Below are 19,178 nucleotides of genomic sequence, written 5' to 3' on the forward strand. Positions count from 1 at the left end.
GCTTAGCCGTTTTTTTATTTACCCGGAAAGAACTCTCTCCATTCGATCACTCTTACTTTTTCTCTTAGCAGGTAAAAGAGGACGATGAGTGCCAGCAAAATCATGACAAGAATAGGAGGGGAAAATTGTTTGATGTATTGACCGAAAACCGTGTAAAAAAACGCCAGGGGAATATTAGAAATAACTGAGGCCCGGATGAAAGGTTTAAGCTTTTTCTTGCGTTCAAGCAAACAAAGGTTCAGCAGCTGATAATGGACAAAAGGAATCAACCGCAGAATAGCCACTTGACCGGTTGTGAGAGTCGCATTCCTTCCAAACCATTTTTCTTTCAGTCTCAGGAGCTTTTCATAGAAAGATGTAAAGCTCTTAATGACAAAATAAAAAGTAATAGATAAGAGCGTTAATCCGATTAATGAATACAGAGTGCCGAATATACTTCCGAACAGCACTCCTCCCGCCATACATACAAGGGCTACCGGGATGAACAAAAATTGCCTTAGGATATGAAACAAGATAAACAGAACAGGAGCCAAATACCCACTAGCTTCCATGAGGGCGAATGCAGCAACTAACCGTTCGTCCATGGCTAAGGTGACCTCCTCTGCTTTTCTAAGCTGTTATAGCCACTCTCTATATAGTATGTAGAGGAGACGGGTTAAAGAATGAAAACTTCAATTTCTACAACTTAGTATTCAGCCAGATAAAAAGCAGGCTATGAAGCATGACAAGAAGCGGAAAACCGAAAGCGAATACTTTATGTTTCGTTTTATGCCTGTATACCTTCATCCCCATATAGGCGCCTATGCTGCCCCCGAGGATCGCCACCTGCCACAAAGTACTCTCCCTGATGCGATATTCATTTCGCTTGGCCTTCCTTTTATCCTTGCCCATGATGATAAAGCCGATGATATTGATGACAATGGCATAGAGATATAAGATACCTGTTAACGTACCCATGATTCCTACCTGCTTTCCAATGAGATTTATATAAGAAAGGACCGGCCAGAGGCCAGTCCTTTTTGTCTGCTAGCTTAGCAGGTTATTATTTGTTTAGTTGAGCTTTAGCAGCATCTGCTAATTGGTTGAATGCTTTTTCGTCAGCAATCGCAAGCTCAGCAAGCATTTTACGGTTAACTTCGATACCAGCAAGCTTTAATCCGTGCATTAAACGGCTGTAAGAAAGACCGTTCATACGAGCAGCCGCATTGATACGTGTGATCCATAATTTACGGAAATCACGTTTCTTTTGGCGACGATCACGATAAGCATACATGTATGATTTCATGACTTGTTGATTTGCTACTTTATATAAAGTATGTTTTGAACCGAAATAACCTTTGGCTAATTTAAGAACTTTTTTACGACGTCTGCGTGTTACTGTTCCGCCTTTTACGCGTGGCATAATAATTCCCTCCTGTTTCTATTACTTCTTATTTTAGGTTGTCAAGCATATGACGAATGCGTTTGAAATCTCCTTTAGAGACAACAGCCGCTTTACGTAACTTACGCTTTGCTTTAGTAGATTTGTTTGCGAATAAGTGGCTTGTGTAAGCGTGTGAACGTTTAAGTTTACCAGAACCTGTTTTCTTGAAACGCTTAGCTGAGCCGCGGTGAGTTTTCATTTTTGGCATGTGCTTTTCCTCCTCGGGTCCTTTATTTTTCGTTAACTGGTGCAAGCACCAAGAACATACTGCGACCATCCATTTTCGGTTTTGATTCAACGGTTGCTACATCTTTACACTCATCACTGAAGCGATCCAGAACGCGTTGACCAATTTCTTTGTGCGTAATCGCACGACCTTTAAATCGGATTGACGCTTTAACTTTGTCTCCTTTTTCAAGGAACTTACGAGCGTTACGAAGCTTAGTGTTGAAATCATGCTCATCAATCGTCGGGCTTAAACGAACCTCTTTAAGATTGATGATCTTCTGATTCTTACGTGCTTCTTTGTCTTTCTTCTGTTGTTCAAACTTAAACTTACCGTAGTCCATGATACGAGCAACGGGTGGTTTTGCATTTGGAGCAACCAGAACAAGATCAAGATTTACACGTTCAGCGATTTCAAGAGCTTCATTCTTGGTTTTAATCCCAAGTTGCTCACCGTTTTGATCGATAAGACGTACTTCACGGGCACGAATCGTTTCGTTTAAAATCATGTCTTTGCTAATAATTAGCCACCTCCAAGGTTTATTAAAAGAATACACGGCTTTGGCCGACGCACTCGGACCTCCTCTGCATGCTTGAAGCATACAAAAAAGATGCGAGTGTCGAAACACCCGCACCTGATTATTAAGCATATATAATGGCTTTAATAGTCAATCACATACCTGTAAACAGCTGAACGCGTTATTCAGGTGAGAAGCGGGTAGCTTCTTCTTGTACCAAACTGTATTCAATTCACCTTAGATAATATATCACATGACAATACCGCTGTCAAATAATCATTTAATATCACAACGTATTTCATAATATCAGACATCTAAGGAGAGTGCAATAGTTTTTTGAAATTTATATGGGAGGGACGGACCTTGGTGCAAGGTCCGTCCCTCTTTCTCTTCTTATCGTTTGGCTTCTTTTGTGATGTGGCCGATGAACTCGTCAAGGGAAATCGTTTCTGATTTCTGCTCTCCGTATTTACGGACGTTGACAGCCGTTTCCTTGATTTCATTATCCCCCACCACAAGCATGTAAGGTACTTTACTCATCTGTGCTTCACGGATCTTGTAACCGATCTTTTCATTACGGTCATCGATATCAACGCGCAGCCCTTCAGACTGAAGCTTTTCTTTCACTTCTTTCGCATAGTCGAAGTGGACATCCGGAGAAACCGGGATCACCTGAACCTGCGTTGGAGCAAGCCAAGTCGGGAATGCTCCTTTGTATTCTTCGATCAGGAATGCCACGAAGCGTTCCATTGTAGATACGACACCACGGTGGATGACAACCGGGCGATGCTGCTTCCCGTCTTCCCCTACATATGTTAAGTCAAAGCGCTCTGGAAGTAAGAAGTCCAGCTGAACAGTGGATAACGTTTCTTCCTTACCAAGGGCCGTTTTCACTTGAACATCCAGTTTAGGGCCGTAGAATGCCGCTTCCCCTTCTGCTTCAAAGTACTCAACGTCCAGTTCATCCATGGCTTCCTTGATCATTCCTTGTGCACGGTTCCACATCTCATCATCATCAAAGTACTTCTCCGTATCTTCAGGGTCACGATAAGACAGCCGGAAGGAATAGTCATTCAGATCAAAGTCTTTGTACACTTCTTGAACCAGGCGGACCACACGCTTGAATTCTTCCTTGATTTGATCAGGACGGACGAAGATATGTGCATCATTCAGAGTCATCCCACGAACACGTTGAAGTCCTGATAGTGCTCCTGACAATTCATAACGGTGCATCAGACCAAGCTCGGCGATCCGGATCGGAAGCTCACGATAGCTGTGAATGCCGTTTTTATAAATCATCATATGATGAGGGCAGTTCATCGGGCGAAGGACAAGATCTTCATTATCCATCTCCATGACAGGGAACATATTCTCCTGGTAATGATCCCAGTGACCGCTTGTTTTGTACAGCTCAACGCTTCCCATGACAGGTGTGTATACGTGGTCATAGCCTAAACGCTCTTCTTTATCAACGATATAACGCTCGATGATACGACGGATCGTGGCACCTTTAGGCAGCCACATCGGCAGGCCTTGTCCTACTTTTTGCGAGTTCATGAATAGGTTTAATTCTTTACCGATTTTACGGTGATCACGCTCTTTCGCTTCTTCCAAAAGACGCAGATGCTCTTCCAGGTCTTCTTTCTTGAAGAAGGCTGTACCGTAAATGCGTTGAAGCATTTTATTATCACTGTTTCCGCGCCAGTAAGCCCCAGCGATGCTTAACAGCTTGAACTCTTTAATTTTATTCGTGGACGGAATGTGGATTCCACGACATAAATCGAGGAATTCTCCTTGCTCGTAAATCGAGACTTGTTCTCCTTCAGGAATCGCCTCAAGTAATTCAAGCTTATACTCGTCACCGATTTCTTCATACATTTTCTGTGCTTCGTCGCGGCTTACTTCTTTACGGACCACTTCCAGGTTTTCTCCAGTGATCTTCTTCATTTCTTTCTCGATCAGTGGGAGATCTTCGGGAGTGAACGTGTGCTCGGAATCAATATCATAATAGAATCCGCCTTCGATGACAGGTCCGATTCCAAGTTTGGTTTCAGGATATAGTCGTTTAATCGCCTGTGCCATTAAATGGGCTGTACTGTGACGAAGAATTTCCAGTGCATCTTCTCCTGGAGGTGTAACGATTTCAATCGCCCCATCCTCTTGAATCCCTGTACGTAAATCAATTAATACATTATTTATTTTACCAGCGAGCGCCTTCTTCTTCAGTCCGGGACTGATGGACGCAGCAATCTCTTCTGTTGTCGTCCCTTTAGGAAACTCCTTGACATTTCCATCAGGGAACTGCATTTTCACTACTTCTGACATGTGATTTCACTCCTTAAGTAATCTCTATAAAACATAAAAAACCCCGACCCTTCACGTTTGAAGGGACGAGGTTAATAAGTAAACTCGTGGTTCCACCCAACTTCTCATTGTGTGCAAAATACAGACAATGACTTCATTGAAAACGAATAACGACATTTAGCCGTCAATCATTACTGTGAATCCGTCAAGATTCAGTTCATAATTGAAGTTCCGAGGTGGTAAATATCACTACCGAATTAGGAAGCTTGCAGCCAGGTGACTTCCCTCTCTGTGAATGGAATAGGAATATTGTTGTCCTCATCATAACCTTTATTTATTGACTTATTATGTAGGTATTATAATCGGTTATGTTTTGAAAAGCAAGAGCATTCTATAAAATAAGAAGCCTATTCATTCGCGATATCCCAGGAAGGATAGAGCAGTGTATCAGGGAAGTAACTCGACGGCAAGAGATCGATCCGTTCTTCAAAAATATTCTGAAGCGTCCTGATCAATTGATGGTCCCCATTCCCGTACACGAGTATCTTCTCCGGTGCAAGGGATAATAACGGAGCTATGGTGTACGAATCAACGTATAACGGGTGATTCGTCAGAAGGCGTTTATCAATCGCCTTCGTCAATTCCTGCCGTGTCACCTCTTTCATGTCTTCATCAAAGAAACGATAGCCGTAACCCGTGGAGTACAGATGGATCGTGCGCATTTTCTGCTCCCTCGATGCCAGATACTCCCGCAGCATATGGACAAACATTTGATATTCCTGCTCCATCTTATATTCATCAATAGCAAGATCCAGCATGAGGAGCAGTCTCTCCTGAAGCTTCTTCAGCCTGAACTTGCTGAAGGAGTCGAATGATATGGGGGCCTTCCCTTCCAACAAAAGCTCCAGGCTGTCATGGACGTATTCGGCCTCGTCCCATTCACCGATCAGCTCCATCAATTCAGGTCGTTCACCCATCCTCATCTCTGATACGATTTCTAATATTTGATTGATTTCATCAACATCTTCATAGAAGTAATTTTCTTTCAGGGCTGATTCGGACCAGTCCATGCATTTATCATTTAAGACAAAGTGGGAAACCCCATTGAACAGTTTTTCTCTTTCCTTGAAGAAAGGGGAAACCTCTATCGTCAGATTATAGTGAGTGTTATGTTGAAAGAGCGTTTCATGAAACCATGATTGGATGAACTCTTTATTGAGGTGTGCTTGAAGCTTTAACGCATCATTTTTTTGCTTGAAAATAAATTCAATCAAACTTTCTCGCCTCCTTAAACCCAAATCCCTGATTTATATATATGGGAGGCTTGTATCATTTAGAAGTTGATGAGGGAATTTAATTATCTCTTTTCGAATCTATTAATAGTAAATGAAGCGAGTAGTGGGATTTCCGCTCCAGGGGGCTCGCTTTCCGCGGGGCGTGAGTTGAGCCTCCTCGGGCTTTGCCCTGCGGGGTCTCAACTTTCCCGCTATTCCCGCAGGAGTCGAGCCCCCTTCCGCTCCAATCAACATTGTATTTTTAAACATCTCAGGATTCGTTATCATTCACCCAATAGAATAAACTCTTATTGGAACAATGCTTAGGAAATAAATAATGAATTTATTTCACCAAAAATTCATTAATGAAAAAGAAAAGGTCAAACGCTAAGCGAATGACCTTCCTTTTTTACTTTATACTATTCTCTTCTATTCCTTCCATCAATCAACACAGGCTGGGACAGGTATTTAATCCGTTCCATGATTCGTGCAGCCTTCAGTTTTTCTTCTTCTCCCCGTTGACTGTACGTCAAGTGATGCGTCAGTTCGTTGAAGTTGAAGTTGGAGGTGAAGAATGTCGGCAGGTTTTCAAGCATTCTGTACTGGAGGATCGTTCCGAGGATTTCATCTCTTCCCCAGCTTGACATGGTTTCTGCGCCGATGTCATCGAGCATGAGGATCGGTGCCGCTTTAACCATTTCCAGCTTTTCATTTACCGTGTTGTCTCCCAGCGATTGCTTGATTTCTCTAAAGAACTCAGGAACGTACACAATCAGGGACGCGATTTTTTTCTCGGCGAGTTCATTGGCCATCGCCCCTAATAAATAGGACTTACCCACTCCGAACTTGCCGTAAAAATAGAGTCCTTTCATTTTTGTACCTTCCGTGTAGTTCTCCACGAAATTCTTCGCTAATCGCACAGCCTCCAATCGGCTTTTCGAATCAAGATCCAGGGTTGAGAAGGATGCTTGTAAAATATCCTTCGGCACATACAGGCTCTTGATTAGACGCTGGGCGCTCGTTCTTTCATCGTGAATGATTTTTCGAGGGCAGCGATGGTAATCGATGTCGATGGTGTTGCCTCTGATCACCAAATGAGGGTCATACCCTTCCATCATATTCTTACACTCCTGTAAAGAAGGACAGTATCGACATTCTTTACTTTGAGAGATGTATTCATATAACTTCATCAGACTCTCATTTACCATTTCCCCTGTTACACGGCCTTCATTCCTGCGGATAAAATCCTTCACATCATTGTTTTCAAGAATCTCTTTTTTCATTTGCTCATATCTTTGTTGAAACGAACCAGAAGTCGCCAACTTTTTCAGGGTGTTATTTATTCTCTCCACCGCTACGTTCACCTACTTCCGAAAATTTTTAAGCTCTTCTTCGAGTTTCTTCTTTTCTGCTTCGAAATCATATCCATCAAGGGAAGAATCAATTTCTTTCTCGGTTTCACCTTCCTGGAACCATTCCGGGAGTTTTTCCGTACGAGTCGGCTTTCTTCGCCTATTCGTTTTATTTTCCTTTTTCCCTTCAGCCCACTCAAGATACTGCTTATGTTCTTTTTTGGCTAATTCCATGGCTTCACTTGCAGTCGTCACCTTTTTCCTCGACCAATGGGCCGCGATTTTTTCCATATATCCTTTTGTGAGCTTCATGTCCGTTTTCAGCAAAACATATTGTACCAGGACATTCATGACACCAATCGGCAACTTCTGTGACATGAGCACCTCTTCAACAGCCTGAAGGTCCGCCTTGGAAGGAGCTCCTCCATTTGATATGTCAGATAGAACATCCTTGGGCGACGTTGTTTCCAGATAATCAATAAGCTCTTCTTCTTTCGTGCGGGGTTTGTCCGATTTCACAGGCACTTTAGTCTCTATTCTCGCAGTCAAATCTGGCAGTTGATCACCTGTCTGAACCCCATACCAATCACGTGCGGTTTTGCGCAGCAGCTCTATATCGATGGTATCATCTGCATCCAGGGAGCTTAAGACGATATTTTTCATCTGAAGAGGATCAATTCCGTACAGATAGCTGAGTTTCAGAACCGTTTCCTTTACAGTAGACGTAAAGGCTTTACGTGGAACCATGGATTCAGATAATCCTGCCAGTAATAACTGAAAATCAAAATCGATATCATCCAGTGGAAGACCACCATTCTTCCCATATTTCATATATTGTTCACCAGACTTAGTCTCGGAATCCATATTTGCATCGTGTTGGAGAAAATTAATCTGTTCCGATGTGAAAACATCCTGAAAGGACCGGGTGATGTTTACATGTTGCTGTTTATCCACCGATTCGTCAGTGAAGAATTTCTTTAAACGCAAATAATGAGTCCTGCCTATTTTCCGGTAAAGATACACATTTAACATGCCATCATGAAAGAATTCCTGAGGGGTAAGAGGTGGCTGCAGTTCATAAAGAAAGCTCCGATCCTCGTTGTCCCTTTTTTCGAACGCCTTTAACAATCCTATCCCTTCAAGCTTCATTCTCGCTTCATATACTTCTTGAAGATTGACAGACAGAACGTTCATCAGATGATAATGAGTAGAATGTGTGGACCACAGCCTGTTTTCTTCTACTTCTCCCCACAAACTCATATAAAGACTGTAACAAACCGAACCAATTAAAGGCTGGTACAGAAACGTGATGATTTTCCGATCGTATTCCTGAAGAATCCCATTTGTCCCTACCGTGTAGTGATCGATTGGTTGTATTTCATTCCAATGCTTCTTCATCATAGTTGGATTCTACCTTTCAAAAAAATAAAGAGAAAAGAGCTAAAGAATTACATCTTCAGCTCATTCTTCTACTCTTTTTTTATTAATTCTTTCAGTTCGTCTATAAATACATTAATATCCTTGAATTGTCTATACACAGATGCAAAGCGTACGTATGCAACCTCATCTACCTTAGCAAGTTGATCCATGACCATCTCACCGATCTTAACCGATTCTACTTCAGAAGCACCCTGATTACGGAGGTCCTTTTCAATATCCGTTGAGATCTTTTCTAATCTCTCAAGAGGTACCGGGCGTTTCTCACAAGCCTTGATCAACCCTCTCAAAATCTTCTCTCGACTAAACTCTTCTCTAACCCCTTCTTTTTTCACCACAATTAAAGGAAGCTCCTCAACCTTCTCGAAGGTCGTGAAGCGGAAAGTACATACTTCACATTCTCTTCTTCTCCTGATTGAACGTCCTTCATCAGCAGGTCGGGAGTCCACTACTCGTGTACCATTATGCTGGCAAGACGGGCACTTCATAATATCAGCTCCGTTATTACATACTATTACTTTCATCATATAAAAAAGCTGCGACTTACACAAGCTTCTATCGGATTTACCGTTATTTCACTTTTGTCAGTTCGCTGTCAAGCCTTTGATAATAATGGTTAATCTGTGCTTTTAAGACCGTATATGTACCAAAGATTTTCCCTTTATCCGCACTGACCTTGAAATCGATTGCCGTTTCAAAAGGTCTTACCGTGATGACCGTTGCGACGATAAACAGTTGGGGAGTACCATTTTTACGGACCGTAATTTCCCCTCTGTCCTTGGACTGGGAAATCACCTCATACTCAGAGGATGAGAATAATTCTAATACTGCATTAAATGCACCTTGATGCATGGATTTATAATAGCGTGATTTCAGGTCTTTATCTTCGTGCTGATCAGATGTCTCACATTCTGATTGAAACCGTTTAAAAAAAGTACGTATTCCGCTCATATAAAGTTCCTCCCTTTATTTACCCTTATTTTACACGAAAACCACACGAATGAAAATTCAAAATCAATTCCTGTTCAAAAGCATAAAAAAAGAGATGCATCTAATACGCATCTCTTCTGAGTTATCTTCGATTAAAGGGCTTGAGCTTGAGCCTGAGACTTCTTCACTTGTACAGGACCCATGCCACGTGGCAATTCGATTGTTTCACGTGTGTCAGCACCAAGAGCATCTGCAATATATTCAGCAGCGATGTTAGGATCTAAATCACCGCAAGTATATACATCAATACTGGCATAACCATGTTCAGGAAAACTGTGAATAGTCAGATGTGATTCTGAAATGATCACAACTCCACTAACACCTTGAGGAGCAAATTTATGGAAAGCTACCTCACGTACCTCTGCACCTGATTTCAGCGCAGCATCTACGAATGTTTTTTCAATTCCTACAACATCGTTTAATTTTTCAAAATCGCAACCCCATAATTCTGAGATTACATGACGACCCATTGTTTCCATTTCGTGTTTCCCCCTTTGACATAATTTTTTTCGTCAAAATGAACGTGTCCTTTGGCAAAATCTTAACTACCACGGGGGAAAGTTAGTCCGAAGAGGTCCTAACCCTTTAAGTAGCTAAATCAGTATTCATTTGCTAATAAGAAGTTCACGAAAAATAGTATACTTTGTTTAAAACTCTTTTGCAATAAATTTTTATAAACTTTTTTATATGGGTGGACGATCGTTGACTGCAACTAGATTACGCGGGTTATCGCCCAATATAGTAAAGTGCGTATTGGATTATGTTCTAAACGTTGACCGTTCCTTTTCGCTCCAGGCACTCGCTTTCCGCGGGGCGGGCGGTGAGCCTCCTCGGCTGTGCCTGCGGGGTCTCACCTGTCCCGCTGTTCCCGCAGGAGTCGAGTGCCTTCCGCTACAATCCACTCTATGCTACTACACTAGTTACATGTTTTGACAGATAGATGCAAAGAAAAACATTCCTAAATAAACTTTCTGCCAAAGGAACTAAATATATCAACCATACAAAAAAGTTGTAAGATTCTACTACTTATAAAAAGTGTAATAAAAGAAAAAAACGCACCTGGAAAGGTACGTTCTAAGGATGCAGCTTATTGTTTATTTGGGTTCTTTCAAACGTTGACTTCTTGTTTTGCGTTCATTTTTGATGCGACGAATTTAGCCAGGTCGACGACGCGGCATGAGTAGCCCCATTCGTTATCGTACCAGGCCAGTACCTTGACTTTTCGATTTCCCATTACCATTGTGGATAGTCCGTCGATGATCGCTGAATGAGGATTTGTATTGAAGTCGATTGAAACTAATGGTTCCGTTGTGTATTGCAGTACTCCGTGTAAGGAACCAACAGATGCCGTAATGAAAGCTTCATTGATTTCTTCTACTGTTACGTCTCTTTTCACATCCACAACAAGGTCCACCAGGGAAACATTTGGTGTTGGTACACGTAATGCCATTCCGTGAAGCTTGCCGTTTAATTGAGGCAGAACCAATGATAATGCTTTGGCTGCACCAGTCGTGGTCGGGATGATCGATTGACCGCATGCTCTGGCTCTTCTTAAATCTTTATGTGGATTATCAATATTCTTCTGGTCATTTGTGTAAGCATGGACAGTCGTCATAAGTCCATTTTCAATACCAAATTGCTCATCTAATACCTTCGCAACCGGCGCTAAGCAGTTCGTCGTACAAGATGCATTTGAAATGATGCTGTGTTCTTCAATATTTAATGCGCTTTCATTTACACCCATCACAATGGTAATGTCTTCATTTTTACCCGGAGCTGTCAGGATGACCTTTTTCGCTCCCGCTTCTAAATGAAGGCTCGCTTGATCTTTCGAATTGAATTTTCCAGTAGCTTCAATCACAATGTCGATATTTAATTCGCCCCAAGGCAAAGCTTTAGGATCACGATTGCTTAATAGTAGGACACGTTTCCCATTGACGATGAGTGCATCATCTTCCGTCACGACATCTGCCTGGAATGTTCCATGATTTGTGTCATACTTAATTAAATGTGCTAATGTTTCAGCCGGGTAGCTTGCGTTAATGGCTACAACCTCTAAGTTTTCCTCTAATATTGCTTTTCTGAAAACCATTCTCCCAATACGTCCAAAACCATTGATTGCAATTTTCGCCTTCATAAATCCGGCTCCCCTCTATATTAATGTTATACTTATATGTTTATTTGCTAAAAATAGTATAACATATTTAGAGAATATGTTAATAAGTATTTTGCGGATTTTTAATGTTTTATTATTCTGACAATAGTCTTATTGAATGTATATTTTTGTGGTTTGAATTCATACATCCTTTTCGAGGCTCCGGACTTTTATATTGTCTTTTTTTACGGGTAAGTGCTGGTTGAGTTCCGCTCCAGGTTGCTCGCTTTCCGCGGGGTGGGCGGTGAGCCTCCTCGGCTTCGCCTGCGGGGTCTCACCTGTCCCACTTTTCCCGCAGGAGTCGAGCAACCTTCCGCTACACTCAACTTTGATATCTAGCTCTCAAAAGATAATGAGTGTAAAACATTTATTCAAATAGCATAAGATCAAAATAAAAAGCCGACAAGAGGTTTCCTTGTCAGCTCATTTGTCATTCTATGGTTTTAGATCCCACTCGACTAGTAGTGCATCAAGTTGTTGTTTGGTCTCGTGTAGGGTTCCGTTGTTGTTGATGACTGCGTCGGCAAGGCTTGCTTTGTCCTTTAAGGGGAATTGAGAAGCGATGCGGGATGATGCGTCTTCCTGATTGAAGTGGTTCCGCTCCATTAGTCGGGATAGTTGGGTTTCTTCGTTCACGTATACTACGACTGTGCGATCGACCATCCACGTCAGGTTGCTTTCGAATAAAAGCGGGATATCCATGAAAATCGTATTTTTACCAGCTGCAATGGCTTCATCCTTGTGTGCGAGCATCATGCTTCTGACGGCAGGATGAACGATTCCATTCAGCTTTTTTCGTTTTTCTTCAGAGTTAAAGATGATCTGGCCGAGTTTTTCCCGATTGATGGTTGAATCGTGATCGTGCAGTATGTGTTCACCGAATTCTTCCACAATCGCAAGGTAAGCCGGCTGATCAACCTCCACCACCATACGGGCAGCAAGATCAGCATCAATGATCGTATAGCCTTTTTCATTTAACATTTTCGACACTGTACTTTTACCACTTGCAATGCCACCTGTTAATCCTATAATGCTAGCCATTATCCTATCCTATTCCTTTCCAGCTCAGCCATTAAAACCTCAGGATCCCTATAAGGATCAACAGAACTCCCGGGAGAAATGACACTCGGTGGATCCATCGCAAATGAGAGAAGAATTCCCCCATTTTTAATCCTGAGAATAAGAACGTAAAGCTCATCACCAGGATGGCTAAAGTAAGTATGAATGGCGAGAAATTTAATAACGCTGCGCCAATTCCGGCACCGAATGCATCCAATGATAGTGCAATTCCAAGCATAAATGCTTCAATACCAGTAATTGTACCCGATCTATCAAAGTCTGCCGTTAATGGCCTTCTTAAAATTTGAACCACCAAGCCTATGGATTTAATCTCAAAGTTGATTAACGTTTTTTCTTGGGATAATACCGTTTCTTTTTCCGGTCTAAAGAACTGGTACAGTACGGCCGCTCCGATCACAACCAGAATCAGCCCGCCGATCCTGCCAGCCCAAAGCGGAGTGATGATGGATCCGATGGTCTGACCAAGCAACATGGCCAACAATAAGGAGCTCGCCGAACAAATGGATATGATGCTGATTGATTTTGTAGGGATTTTCACTTTTCGTAATCCGTAAGTTAAACCTGTGCTAAAACTATCAAGACTTACAGCAAACGCCAGCAGTAATAAGGAGATTGTTTCACTCATCTAATAGCCCTCCCAAAAATCATTACAATACTATATGGTAAGGGCTTATCAGATGTTAATTGTTCTTTCTAACGTTGGCAGTCGGGACAATAGTGCGTCCCTCTCCCTGCTGAGACCTTCTTCTCGATGGGAGTGCCACACTTTCGACAAGGTTCTTCCTTCCGGCTATACACCAAGAGGTTCTGTTGGAACATACCCATTTGTCCCTGAGAATTCACATAGGAGCGAATCGTACTCCCTCCCATTTCCACGGCTTCGGTTAGCGTATGAATGATTTCTTTGTGCAAACGTTCAATTTCTTCAGGTGAAAGAGATTTCGATTTCCGGTCAGGATGTATACCTGCACGAAACAACGCTTCATCCACATAGATGTTCCCCAGTCCCACGAGGACGGTCTGATCTAATAATGTGGCTTTCACAATTCTTTCTGTCCTGCCCAGTTTTTCAGCCAGGTAGCCAGCCGTAAATTCGGATTGGAATGGCTCCGGACCCAACTGCAGGAGGGGAAGATGAAGCAGTTCCTCCCCTTTCCTGAATAGGTGCATCGTCCCGAACTTCCGGACATCACGGTATCTGAGTTCTGTGTTATCCGTAAAGTGAAATATGACGTGAGTGTGCTTTTCAATGGGATCCCGACTTTCGGACAGGTTGTACTTCCCTTCCATTCTCAAGTGAGAAACAAGGGCCACGTCGTTTAAATAAAAGATCAGGAATTTCCCTCTTCTTCTCATTTCAAGTATTTCCTGCCCCTTCAAGCTATGAACAAATTCATCGGGTTCGTCGGGGCTTTTAATCATCTTAGGCCAAAAAACCGAGACGTCTTTGATTTTCTTTCCAATCACAAGAAGCTCCAATGTCCTTCTGACCGTTTCTACTTCAGGCAGCTCCGGCACTCTGCCACCTCCTTATCAAACTCTACTTCGCGTCATACCATGTTTGACCGTATGAGTAATCGACCTTTAATGGAACTTCTAACTCCATCGCATTCTCCATTACTTCAGGAACAATTTTCTTTAACACTTCGATTTCTTCTTCAGGCGCTTCAAAGATCAATTCATCATGCACCTGCAGCAATAATCGTGATTGAAGATTTTCTTCTTTCAATCTGGCTGCCATATCAATCATGGCTTTCTTGATGATGTCGGCTGCACTTCCCTGAATCGGCGTGTTCATCGCTGTACGTTCAGCGAAACTTCTTAAGTTGAAATTACGGCTCGTGATTTCAGGCAGGTAACGTCGGCGATTAAGCAGAGTCGTCACATAGCCCTTCTGTTTGGCATCCTGGACGATATCATCCATATATTCTTTTACACCAGGGAAGCTTTCCAGGTACTTCTTAATGAATTCCCCTGCTTCTTTTCGTGAAATATCAAGGCTTTGAGATAGACCGTAGTCACTGATTCCGTATACGATTCCGAAGTTAACGGCTTTCGCATGCCTTCTCATATTGGAAGTGACCTCTTCCTTTGCCACCCCGAAGACGTCCATCGCTGTTTTCGTATGAATGTCCATATCATTTCTGAAAGCTTCCACTAATTTCTCATCCTTGGCAATATGGGCAAGTACTCGCAGCTCGATTTGAGAGTAGTCCGCTGCGAACATGACCCAGCCTTTTTCAGATGGAATGAACGCCTGACGGATCTTCCTTCCTTCTTCAAGCCGGATCGGAATATTTTGCAGGTTAGGGTCCGTCGAGCTTAATCGGCCTGTTTGAGTCAGGGCCTGGTTGAATCGTGTATGAATCTTACTCGAATCTTGATGGACGACCTTCAATAACCCTTCTAGATAGGTGGATTGCAACTTCCCTAACTGACGATAGTGAAGGATATGATCAATGATTTCATGCTTGGACTGAAGTTTTTCCAGTACGTCAGCAGAAGTGGAATAACCGGTTTTGGTTTTCTTCACGACCGGTAAACCCAGCTTTTCAAAAAGAATCACGCCGAGCTGCTTAGGAGAATTAATATTAAAGCTCTCTCCGGCTTGTTCATGTATGTTCTTTTCCAGCTCTTCCAGGCGGTGTGAAAGCTCTTCTTTCATAGTGAGCAAACGCTCTTGATCCACTTTCACGCCGGTGAATTCCATTTCGGCTAAAATAAGGGCCAGGGGTAATTCTAACTCTGCAAATAATTCATAGAGATTGTTTTCTTCTAATTCTTCCATACATGTGTTCTTCAATTCATGAAGAATGAATGCTTTTCGCGCAAGATGCTCCGATAGAATATCAGTGGAAGGAACCTTCTGCTTGGCACCTTTTCCGTATACCGCTTCATCGGATTCGATAGAAGGCTGACCGTGTCCTTTTGAGATCGTAGCGAAGTCTTCACTCGATTCAGAAGGATTGATAATGTAAGATGCTAACAGCAAATCAAACTCGATCCCTTTTATGTCAACTCCCTGTCTCTTTAGAGCGACGACGGTTTCCTTCGAGTTATACACGTATTTTGTTGCGCTTTCGTTTTCAGCCCATTCCTTAAATGCTTCTGAATTCAATGCGGTCTGAAGGGTAAAGAAAATCGTGCCTTTCTCATTGTGCAGACTCATCCCGATTACTTCGCCGAGGTGATAATTCTCCTCCAGCATTTCAATGTATAAGGAGCTTTCGTCTGCAAGATGTTCTTCTTTGATGGTTTCCACTATCTCAAAGGAGATATCATCCAGTTCCTGAGGCTCTTCTTGAGTGGTTTCGCCCATTTTCTCCAGTAGTGAGTTGAATCCGAGATCCCGGTAAACTCCCTTTAGTTTCCCTTCATCCATCCCATCATAATTCAGTTCTTCCACTCCAATCTCGATTGGAGCTTCCCTCAGGATGGTCGCGAGTTCCTTACTCATGATCGCTTGTTCTTTATTTTCTTCGAGCTTTTCTTTTAATTTCTTCCCGCTGACCTGGTCAATGGAGTCTAGCAGCTTCTCAAGGGAATCAAATTCTTTTAGCAGCTTGATCGCCGTTTTCTCCCCTACACCCGGCACGCCTGGAATATTATCAGAGCTATCCCCCATCAGACCTTTCATATCGATGATGCGATCAGGTGTGATTTCCCATTTTTCTTTTATATGATCCGGAGTATACACTTCAATATCCGTTATGCCTTTTCTCGTAATACAAACCGTCGTAGTCTTCGAGCTTAACTGGGTTAAATCCTTATCCCCGGAATACACTTTTACCTCGTACCCGTCAGATTCCGCTTGCAGGGAGAGCGTTCCGATAATATCATCCGCTTCATAGTTTTCTTTTTCATAGCGCTTAATTCCGTATGCATCCAGAAGCTCGCGGATATATGGAAATTGCTCGGACAATTCCGGTGGAGTCTTTTGTCTGCCACCTTTGTATTCCTTGAATGTCTTATGTCTGAAAGTCGTTTTCCCTGCATCAAAGGCGACTAAAATATGTGATGGTTTTTCGTCTTCGAGTATTTTTTGCAGCATGGTGGTAAAACCATATACTGCGTTTGTATGTACACCTTTGTCGTTATTTAATAAAGGCAGTGCAAAGAATGCACGGTAAGCAATACTATTGCCGTCGATCAATACTAATTTCTTGGACATGTAAGTACCTCCTGTAAAGGCTTCTGATTCTATATGTTTATTCTATCATGTTGGGGAATGAAAGGAAAAAAGGGGGGCCTTATTAAGTAGTTAAATCAAACGAATCAATAGTCTAACTGATGAGACCAAAACAAAAAAACTGTTGAAGAATGAGATTACCTCAATCTTCAACAGCTCCTTTTATTCTGTATACCCCATTAACAGTCTTGCGTATGGGGAGTCGGATGGTAAGATGATGACCGTTTTATCATCCACTGTTTTCTTATATGTTTCAAGCGTTTTGTAGAGGTCATAGAAGTCGGGATCCTTGGAGAATGATTTGTTGTAGATTTGTGCCGCTTCCGATTCTCCTTCTGCCCTGATGACATTGGCGTCGGCCCCGGCTTTTGCCAGCAGTTCCTTCACTTCACGATCTGTTTCAGCGGTGATTCGCTGTTTCTCGGCATCCCCCATCGACAGGTATTCCTGAGCCTTTGATTCACGTTCTGAAATCATACGCGTATAGACGGAGTTTTCATTGGCTTCCGGTAAATCCGTACGTTTCATGCGGACATCCTGAACGACAATTCCGTATCCATCCCGTTCTAGAAGCTCGTTCACTTTGTCTGTCACCCGATCGTTCAAACTTCCCCGTGAAGACTTTTCATCATTGATGATTTCATCATATTCTAATTGCCCGAGCTCGGACCTGACGACAGAGTAGATGAACTCTTCCATTTTCGTCTCTGCGTTGATGACCGTCCTTGCATTCTTGATCATTTTAAGAGGATCTTCGATGCGCCAAACCGCATAGTTGTCGATGAGCATCCGCTTCTTATCTTTCGTATTAATTTCAGCTTCTGTCACATCATAGGTCATTTGATGCTTAGGAAGGGTTGTAACCGACTGAATGAACGGAAGCTTATATTTCAAACCTGGTTCTTTGTCTATTCTTACGACTTCCCCGAATTGACGGACGACTTTATATTCTCCTTCTTTGACAATAAAGAGACTGGTAAACAGCAGAAGAAGGACGGCAGCGAGAATGACAAGGAAGATTCCTAATTTTGTATATCGCTTCCACTCGATAGGCTCTTTCTTCTTTTGATTGATGTCAAAGACGTTTTGATCACTCATTCTCTTCACTCCCTTCCTGCTTCACCGGGCCGTTTTGATTTTCAAGCTGTCGAATCGGGAAGTATTTCAACGTTTCTCCACTATCCTTCATAATGTAGATTTCCGCATTTGGAAGAACATTTTCCAAGGTTTCTAATACTAGTCGTTTTCTCGTAATCTCAGGATTCGATTTGTATTCGTTGTACAGCTTATCAAATACGGCTACATCTCCACGGGCCTGCTCCACACGCGCAATTTTATCCCCTTTTGCCCTGGACATGATCGCATCTTTTTCACCTTTTGCTTCATTTGATCGTTGGTTCCGGTATTTCTTTGCTTCATTGATTTTCGTGTTCATCGTTTCCCTTGCATCCGTTACGGCTGTAAAAGCTGATCGGACCTCTGCATTCGGCAGTTCTACATCCTGTAGTTTCACTGCAAGAATGGAAATACCGATATCATAATCATCGATCAGGGTCGTTAGTAATTCTCTTACTTCCGCCTCGATTTCAGCTTTTCCAGACGTTAACGCATCATCTATTAAAGAGCTCCCTATAATGCTTCTTAAAGAAGAGGAAGTAGCATCGTAAAGAATTTCTTTCGGGTTGTCTGAGTTAAATAAGTACGTTTCAGGATCTGTGATTTTCCATTGAACCACTAGATCAGCGAGAACGATGTACTCATCTCCCGTGATCATTTTCGTTTCTTTCGGAAAGTCCTTGATCTTTCCGTCTTTTTCTTCATATCCAAATTGAAGACTGAAGGTTTCTTTAGACAGGACTTCCACTGATTGCATCGGCCATGGCATCTTGAAATGCAGCCCCGGCTCAATGACCGGCTCTCCCGCTTCTCCAAACGTCAATACCAGCGCTTGTTCTGATTCATCAACGGTATACCAGGAAGTCAATAATACAACAATTAAAATAATGGCTGCCACAACCATCCCTGTCACCATGTAAATTCTTTTTAAGCTCATATGCGCCCTCCCTTTTCTATCTCTATATCTTATTAATCGCCTACTAAGATATACGGACTTACTACAGAAAGGTTTCAAGAATATTAAGAGAAGATGACAAAAGAGGGAGGAGCGGGCTCGAGGTGAGTGGATTCCTAACTGAATGCACCCGTCAGGCGACAACGTAAAGTTTTGATCT

Annotated in this window: 19 protein-coding genes and 1 other annotated feature; all 19 genes read right to left on the reverse strand. The window is 42.4% G+C overall.

Translation table 11 applies throughout. From position 1 onward, the window contains the following. Nucleotides 1-14 precede the first annotated feature (14 nt). Nucleotides 15-584, reverse strand: a complete 570-nt coding sequence (locus DET59_RS10215) for a TVP38/TMEM64 family protein (RefSeq protein ID WP_113969571.1) — start codon at nt 582-584, stop codon at nt 15-17. A gap of 94 nt (nt 585-678) precedes the next feature. Further along, nucleotides 679-957 (reverse strand): DUF1294 domain-containing protein, encoded by a 279-nt coding sequence (locus tag DET59_RS10220; protein ID WP_113969572.1) that lies wholly within the window; start codon nt 955-957, stop codon nt 679-681. Between the two features lie 85 nt (nt 958-1,042). Continuing rightward, nucleotides 1,043-1,402, reverse strand: coding sequence for a 50S ribosomal protein L20 (rplT, locus tag DET59_RS10225; RefSeq protein ID WP_113969573.1), 360 nt, complete (start codon nt 1,400-1,402; stop codon nt 1,043-1,045). A gap of 28 nt (nt 1,403-1,430) precedes the next feature. Further along, nucleotides 1,431-1,631 carry a 50S ribosomal protein L35 gene (gene rpmI, locus DET59_RS10230; protein ID WP_032087387.1) on the reverse strand — a complete coding sequence of 67 codons (201 nt, stop codon included), beginning with the start codon at nt 1,629-1,631 and terminating at the stop codon, nt 1,431-1,433. A gap of 22 nt (nt 1,632-1,653) precedes the next feature. Beyond that, on the reverse strand, nt 1,654-2,157 hold the full coding sequence (infC, locus tag DET59_RS10235; protein WP_060671022.1) for a translation initiation factor IF-3: 504 nt from the start codon (nt 2,155-2,157) through the stop codon (nt 1,654-1,656). 90 nt (nt 2,158-2,247) lie between these two features. Continuing rightward, nucleotides 2,248-2,385, reverse strand: a sequence feature (ribosomal protein L20 leader region). A 174-nt stretch (nt 2,386-2,559) separates the two neighbouring features. After that, nucleotides 2,560-4,491: a threonine--tRNA ligase gene (gene thrS, locus DET59_RS10240; protein ID WP_113969575.1), complete on the reverse strand. Its 1,932-nt coding sequence runs from the start codon at nt 4,489-4,491 to the stop codon at nt 2,560-2,562. Nucleotides 4,492-4,877: 386 nt separating this feature from the next. Beyond that, entirely contained in the window at nt 4,878-5,744 is an 867-nt protein-coding gene (locus tag DET59_RS10245) for a putative sporulation protein YtxC (protein WP_113969576.1), read from the reverse strand. Nucleotides 5,745-6,163: 419 nt separating this feature from the next. Further along, nucleotides 6,164-7,096 carry a primosomal protein DnaI gene (gene dnaI / locus DET59_RS10255; RefSeq protein ID WP_113969578.1) on the reverse strand — a complete coding sequence of 311 codons (933 nt, stop codon included), beginning with the start codon at nt 7,094-7,096 and terminating at the stop codon, nt 6,164-6,166. A 12-nt stretch (nt 7,097-7,108) separates the two neighbouring features. Further along, nucleotides 7,109-8,497 carry a replication initiation and membrane attachment family protein gene (locus tag DET59_RS10260; protein ID WP_309472467.1) on the reverse strand — a complete coding sequence of 463 codons (1,389 nt, stop codon included), beginning with the start codon at nt 8,495-8,497 and terminating at the stop codon, nt 7,109-7,111. A gap of 68 nt (nt 8,498-8,565) precedes the next feature. After that, nucleotides 8,566-9,021, reverse strand: a complete 456-nt coding sequence (nrdR, locus tag DET59_RS10265; protein WP_113969579.1) for a transcriptional regulator NrdR — start codon at nt 9,019-9,021, stop codon at nt 8,566-8,568. 82 nt (nt 9,022-9,103) lie between these two features. Further along, nucleotides 9,104-9,484, reverse strand: a complete 381-nt coding sequence (locus DET59_RS10270; RefSeq protein ID WP_113969580.1) for a cytosolic protein — start codon at nt 9,482-9,484, stop codon at nt 9,104-9,106. Nucleotides 9,485-9,615: 131 nt separating this feature from the next. Then, nucleotides 9,616-10,002 (reverse strand): adenosylmethionine decarboxylase, encoded by a 387-nt coding sequence (speD, locus tag DET59_RS10275; RefSeq protein WP_113969581.1) that lies wholly within the window; start codon nt 10,000-10,002, stop codon nt 9,616-9,618. A 629-nt stretch (nt 10,003-10,631) separates the two neighbouring features. Beyond that, nucleotides 10,632-11,660: a glyceraldehyde-3-phosphate dehydrogenase gene (locus DET59_RS10280; RefSeq protein ID WP_113969582.1), complete on the reverse strand. Its 1,029-nt coding sequence runs from the start codon at nt 11,658-11,660 to the stop codon at nt 10,632-10,634. A 453-nt stretch (nt 11,661-12,113) separates the two neighbouring features. Beyond that, entirely contained in the window at nt 12,114-12,719 is a 606-nt protein-coding gene (gene coaE, locus DET59_RS10285) for a dephospho-CoA kinase (RefSeq protein ID WP_113969583.1), read from the reverse strand. 31 nt (nt 12,720-12,750) lie between these two features. Next, nucleotides 12,751-13,383: a sporulation membrane protein YtaF gene (gene ytaF, locus DET59_RS10290; RefSeq protein WP_113969584.1), complete on the reverse strand. Its 633-nt coding sequence runs from the start codon at nt 13,381-13,383 to the stop codon at nt 12,751-12,753. A gap of 68 nt (nt 13,384-13,451) precedes the next feature. Beyond that, nucleotides 13,452-14,276 carry a DNA-formamidopyrimidine glycosylase gene (gene mutM / locus DET59_RS10295; RefSeq protein ID WP_113969585.1) on the reverse strand — a complete coding sequence of 275 codons (825 nt, stop codon included), beginning with the start codon at nt 14,274-14,276 and terminating at the stop codon, nt 13,452-13,454. A 22-nt stretch (nt 14,277-14,298) separates the two neighbouring features. Next, nucleotides 14,299-16,929, reverse strand: a complete 2,631-nt coding sequence (polA, locus tag DET59_RS10300; RefSeq protein ID WP_113969586.1) for a DNA polymerase I — start codon at nt 16,927-16,929, stop codon at nt 14,299-14,301. 180 nt (nt 16,930-17,109) lie between these two features. Then, entirely contained in the window at nt 17,110-18,045 is a 936-nt protein-coding gene (gene hflC / locus DET59_RS10305; protein ID WP_113969587.1) for a protease modulator HflC, read from the reverse strand. Beyond that, nucleotides 18,038-19,000 (reverse strand): FtsH protease activity modulator HflK, encoded by a 963-nt coding sequence (gene hflK, locus DET59_RS10310; protein ID WP_113969588.1) that lies wholly within the window; start codon nt 18,998-19,000, stop codon nt 18,038-18,040. Before hflK ends, hflC begins: the two co-directional genes overlap by 8 nt. Between the last annotated feature and the right edge of the window lie 178 nt (nt 19,001-19,178).

It is taken from the genome of Rossellomorea aquimaris (genome assembly GCF_003315075.1).
GTDB lineage: Bacteria > Bacillota > Bacilli > Bacillales > Bacillaceae_B > Rossellomorea > Rossellomorea aquimaris_C.

Coding starts and splice junctions, on each gene's coding strand:
- DET59_RS10215 (WP_113969571.1), bottom strand. CDS start 584: ATGGACGAACGGTTAGTTGCTGCATTCGCCCTCATGGAAGCTAGTGGG.
- DET59_RS10220 (WP_113969572.1), bottom strand. CDS start 957: ATGGGTACGTTAACAGGTATCTTATATCTCTATGCCATTGTCATCAAT.
- rplT (WP_113969573.1), bottom strand. CDS start 1,402: ATGCCACGCGTAAAAGGCGGAACAGTAACACGCAGACGTCGTAAAAAA.
- rpmI (WP_032087387.1), bottom strand. CDS start 1,631: ATGCCAAAAATGAAAACTCACCGCGGCTCAGCTAAGCGTTTCAAGAAA.
- infC (WP_060671022.1), bottom strand. CDS start 2,157: ATGATTTTAAACGAAACGATTCGTGCCCGTGAAGTACGTCTTATCGAT.
- thrS (WP_113969575.1), bottom strand. CDS start 4,491: ATGTCAGAAGTAGTGAAAATGCAGTTCCCTGATGGAAATGTCAAGGAG.
- DET59_RS10260 (WP_309472467.1), bottom strand. CDS start 8,497: ATGATGAAGAAGCATTGGAATGAAATACAACCAATCGATCACTACACG.
- nrdR (WP_113969579.1), bottom strand. CDS start 9,021: ATGAAGTGCCCGTCTTGCCAGCATAATGGTACACGAGTAGTGGACTCC.
- DET59_RS10270 (WP_113969580.1), bottom strand. CDS start 9,484: ATGAGCGGAATACGTACTTTTTTTAAACGGTTTCAATCAGAATGTGAG.
- speD (WP_113969581.1), bottom strand. CDS start 10,002: ATGGAAACAATGGGTCGTCATGTAATCTCAGAATTATGGGGTTGCGAT.
- DET59_RS10280 (WP_113969582.1), bottom strand. CDS start 11,660: ATGAAGGCGAAAATTGCAATCAATGGTTTTGGACGTATTGGGAGAATG.
- coaE (WP_113969583.1), bottom strand. CDS start 12,719: ATGGCTAGCATTATAGGATTAACAGGTGGCATTGCAAGTGGTAAAAGT.
- ytaF (WP_113969584.1), bottom strand. CDS start 13,383: ATGAGTGAAACAATCTCCTTATTACTGCTGGCGTTTGCTGTAAGTCTT.
- polA (WP_113969586.1), bottom strand. CDS start 16,929: ATGTCCAAGAAATTAGTATTGATCGACGGCAATAGTATTGCTTACCGT.
- hflC (WP_113969587.1), bottom strand. CDS start 18,045: ATGAGTGATCAAAACGTCTTTGACATCAATCAAAAGAAGAAAGAGCCT.
- hflK (WP_113969588.1), bottom strand. CDS start 19,000: ATGAGCTTAAAAAGAATTTACATGGTGACAGGGATGGTTGTGGCAGCC.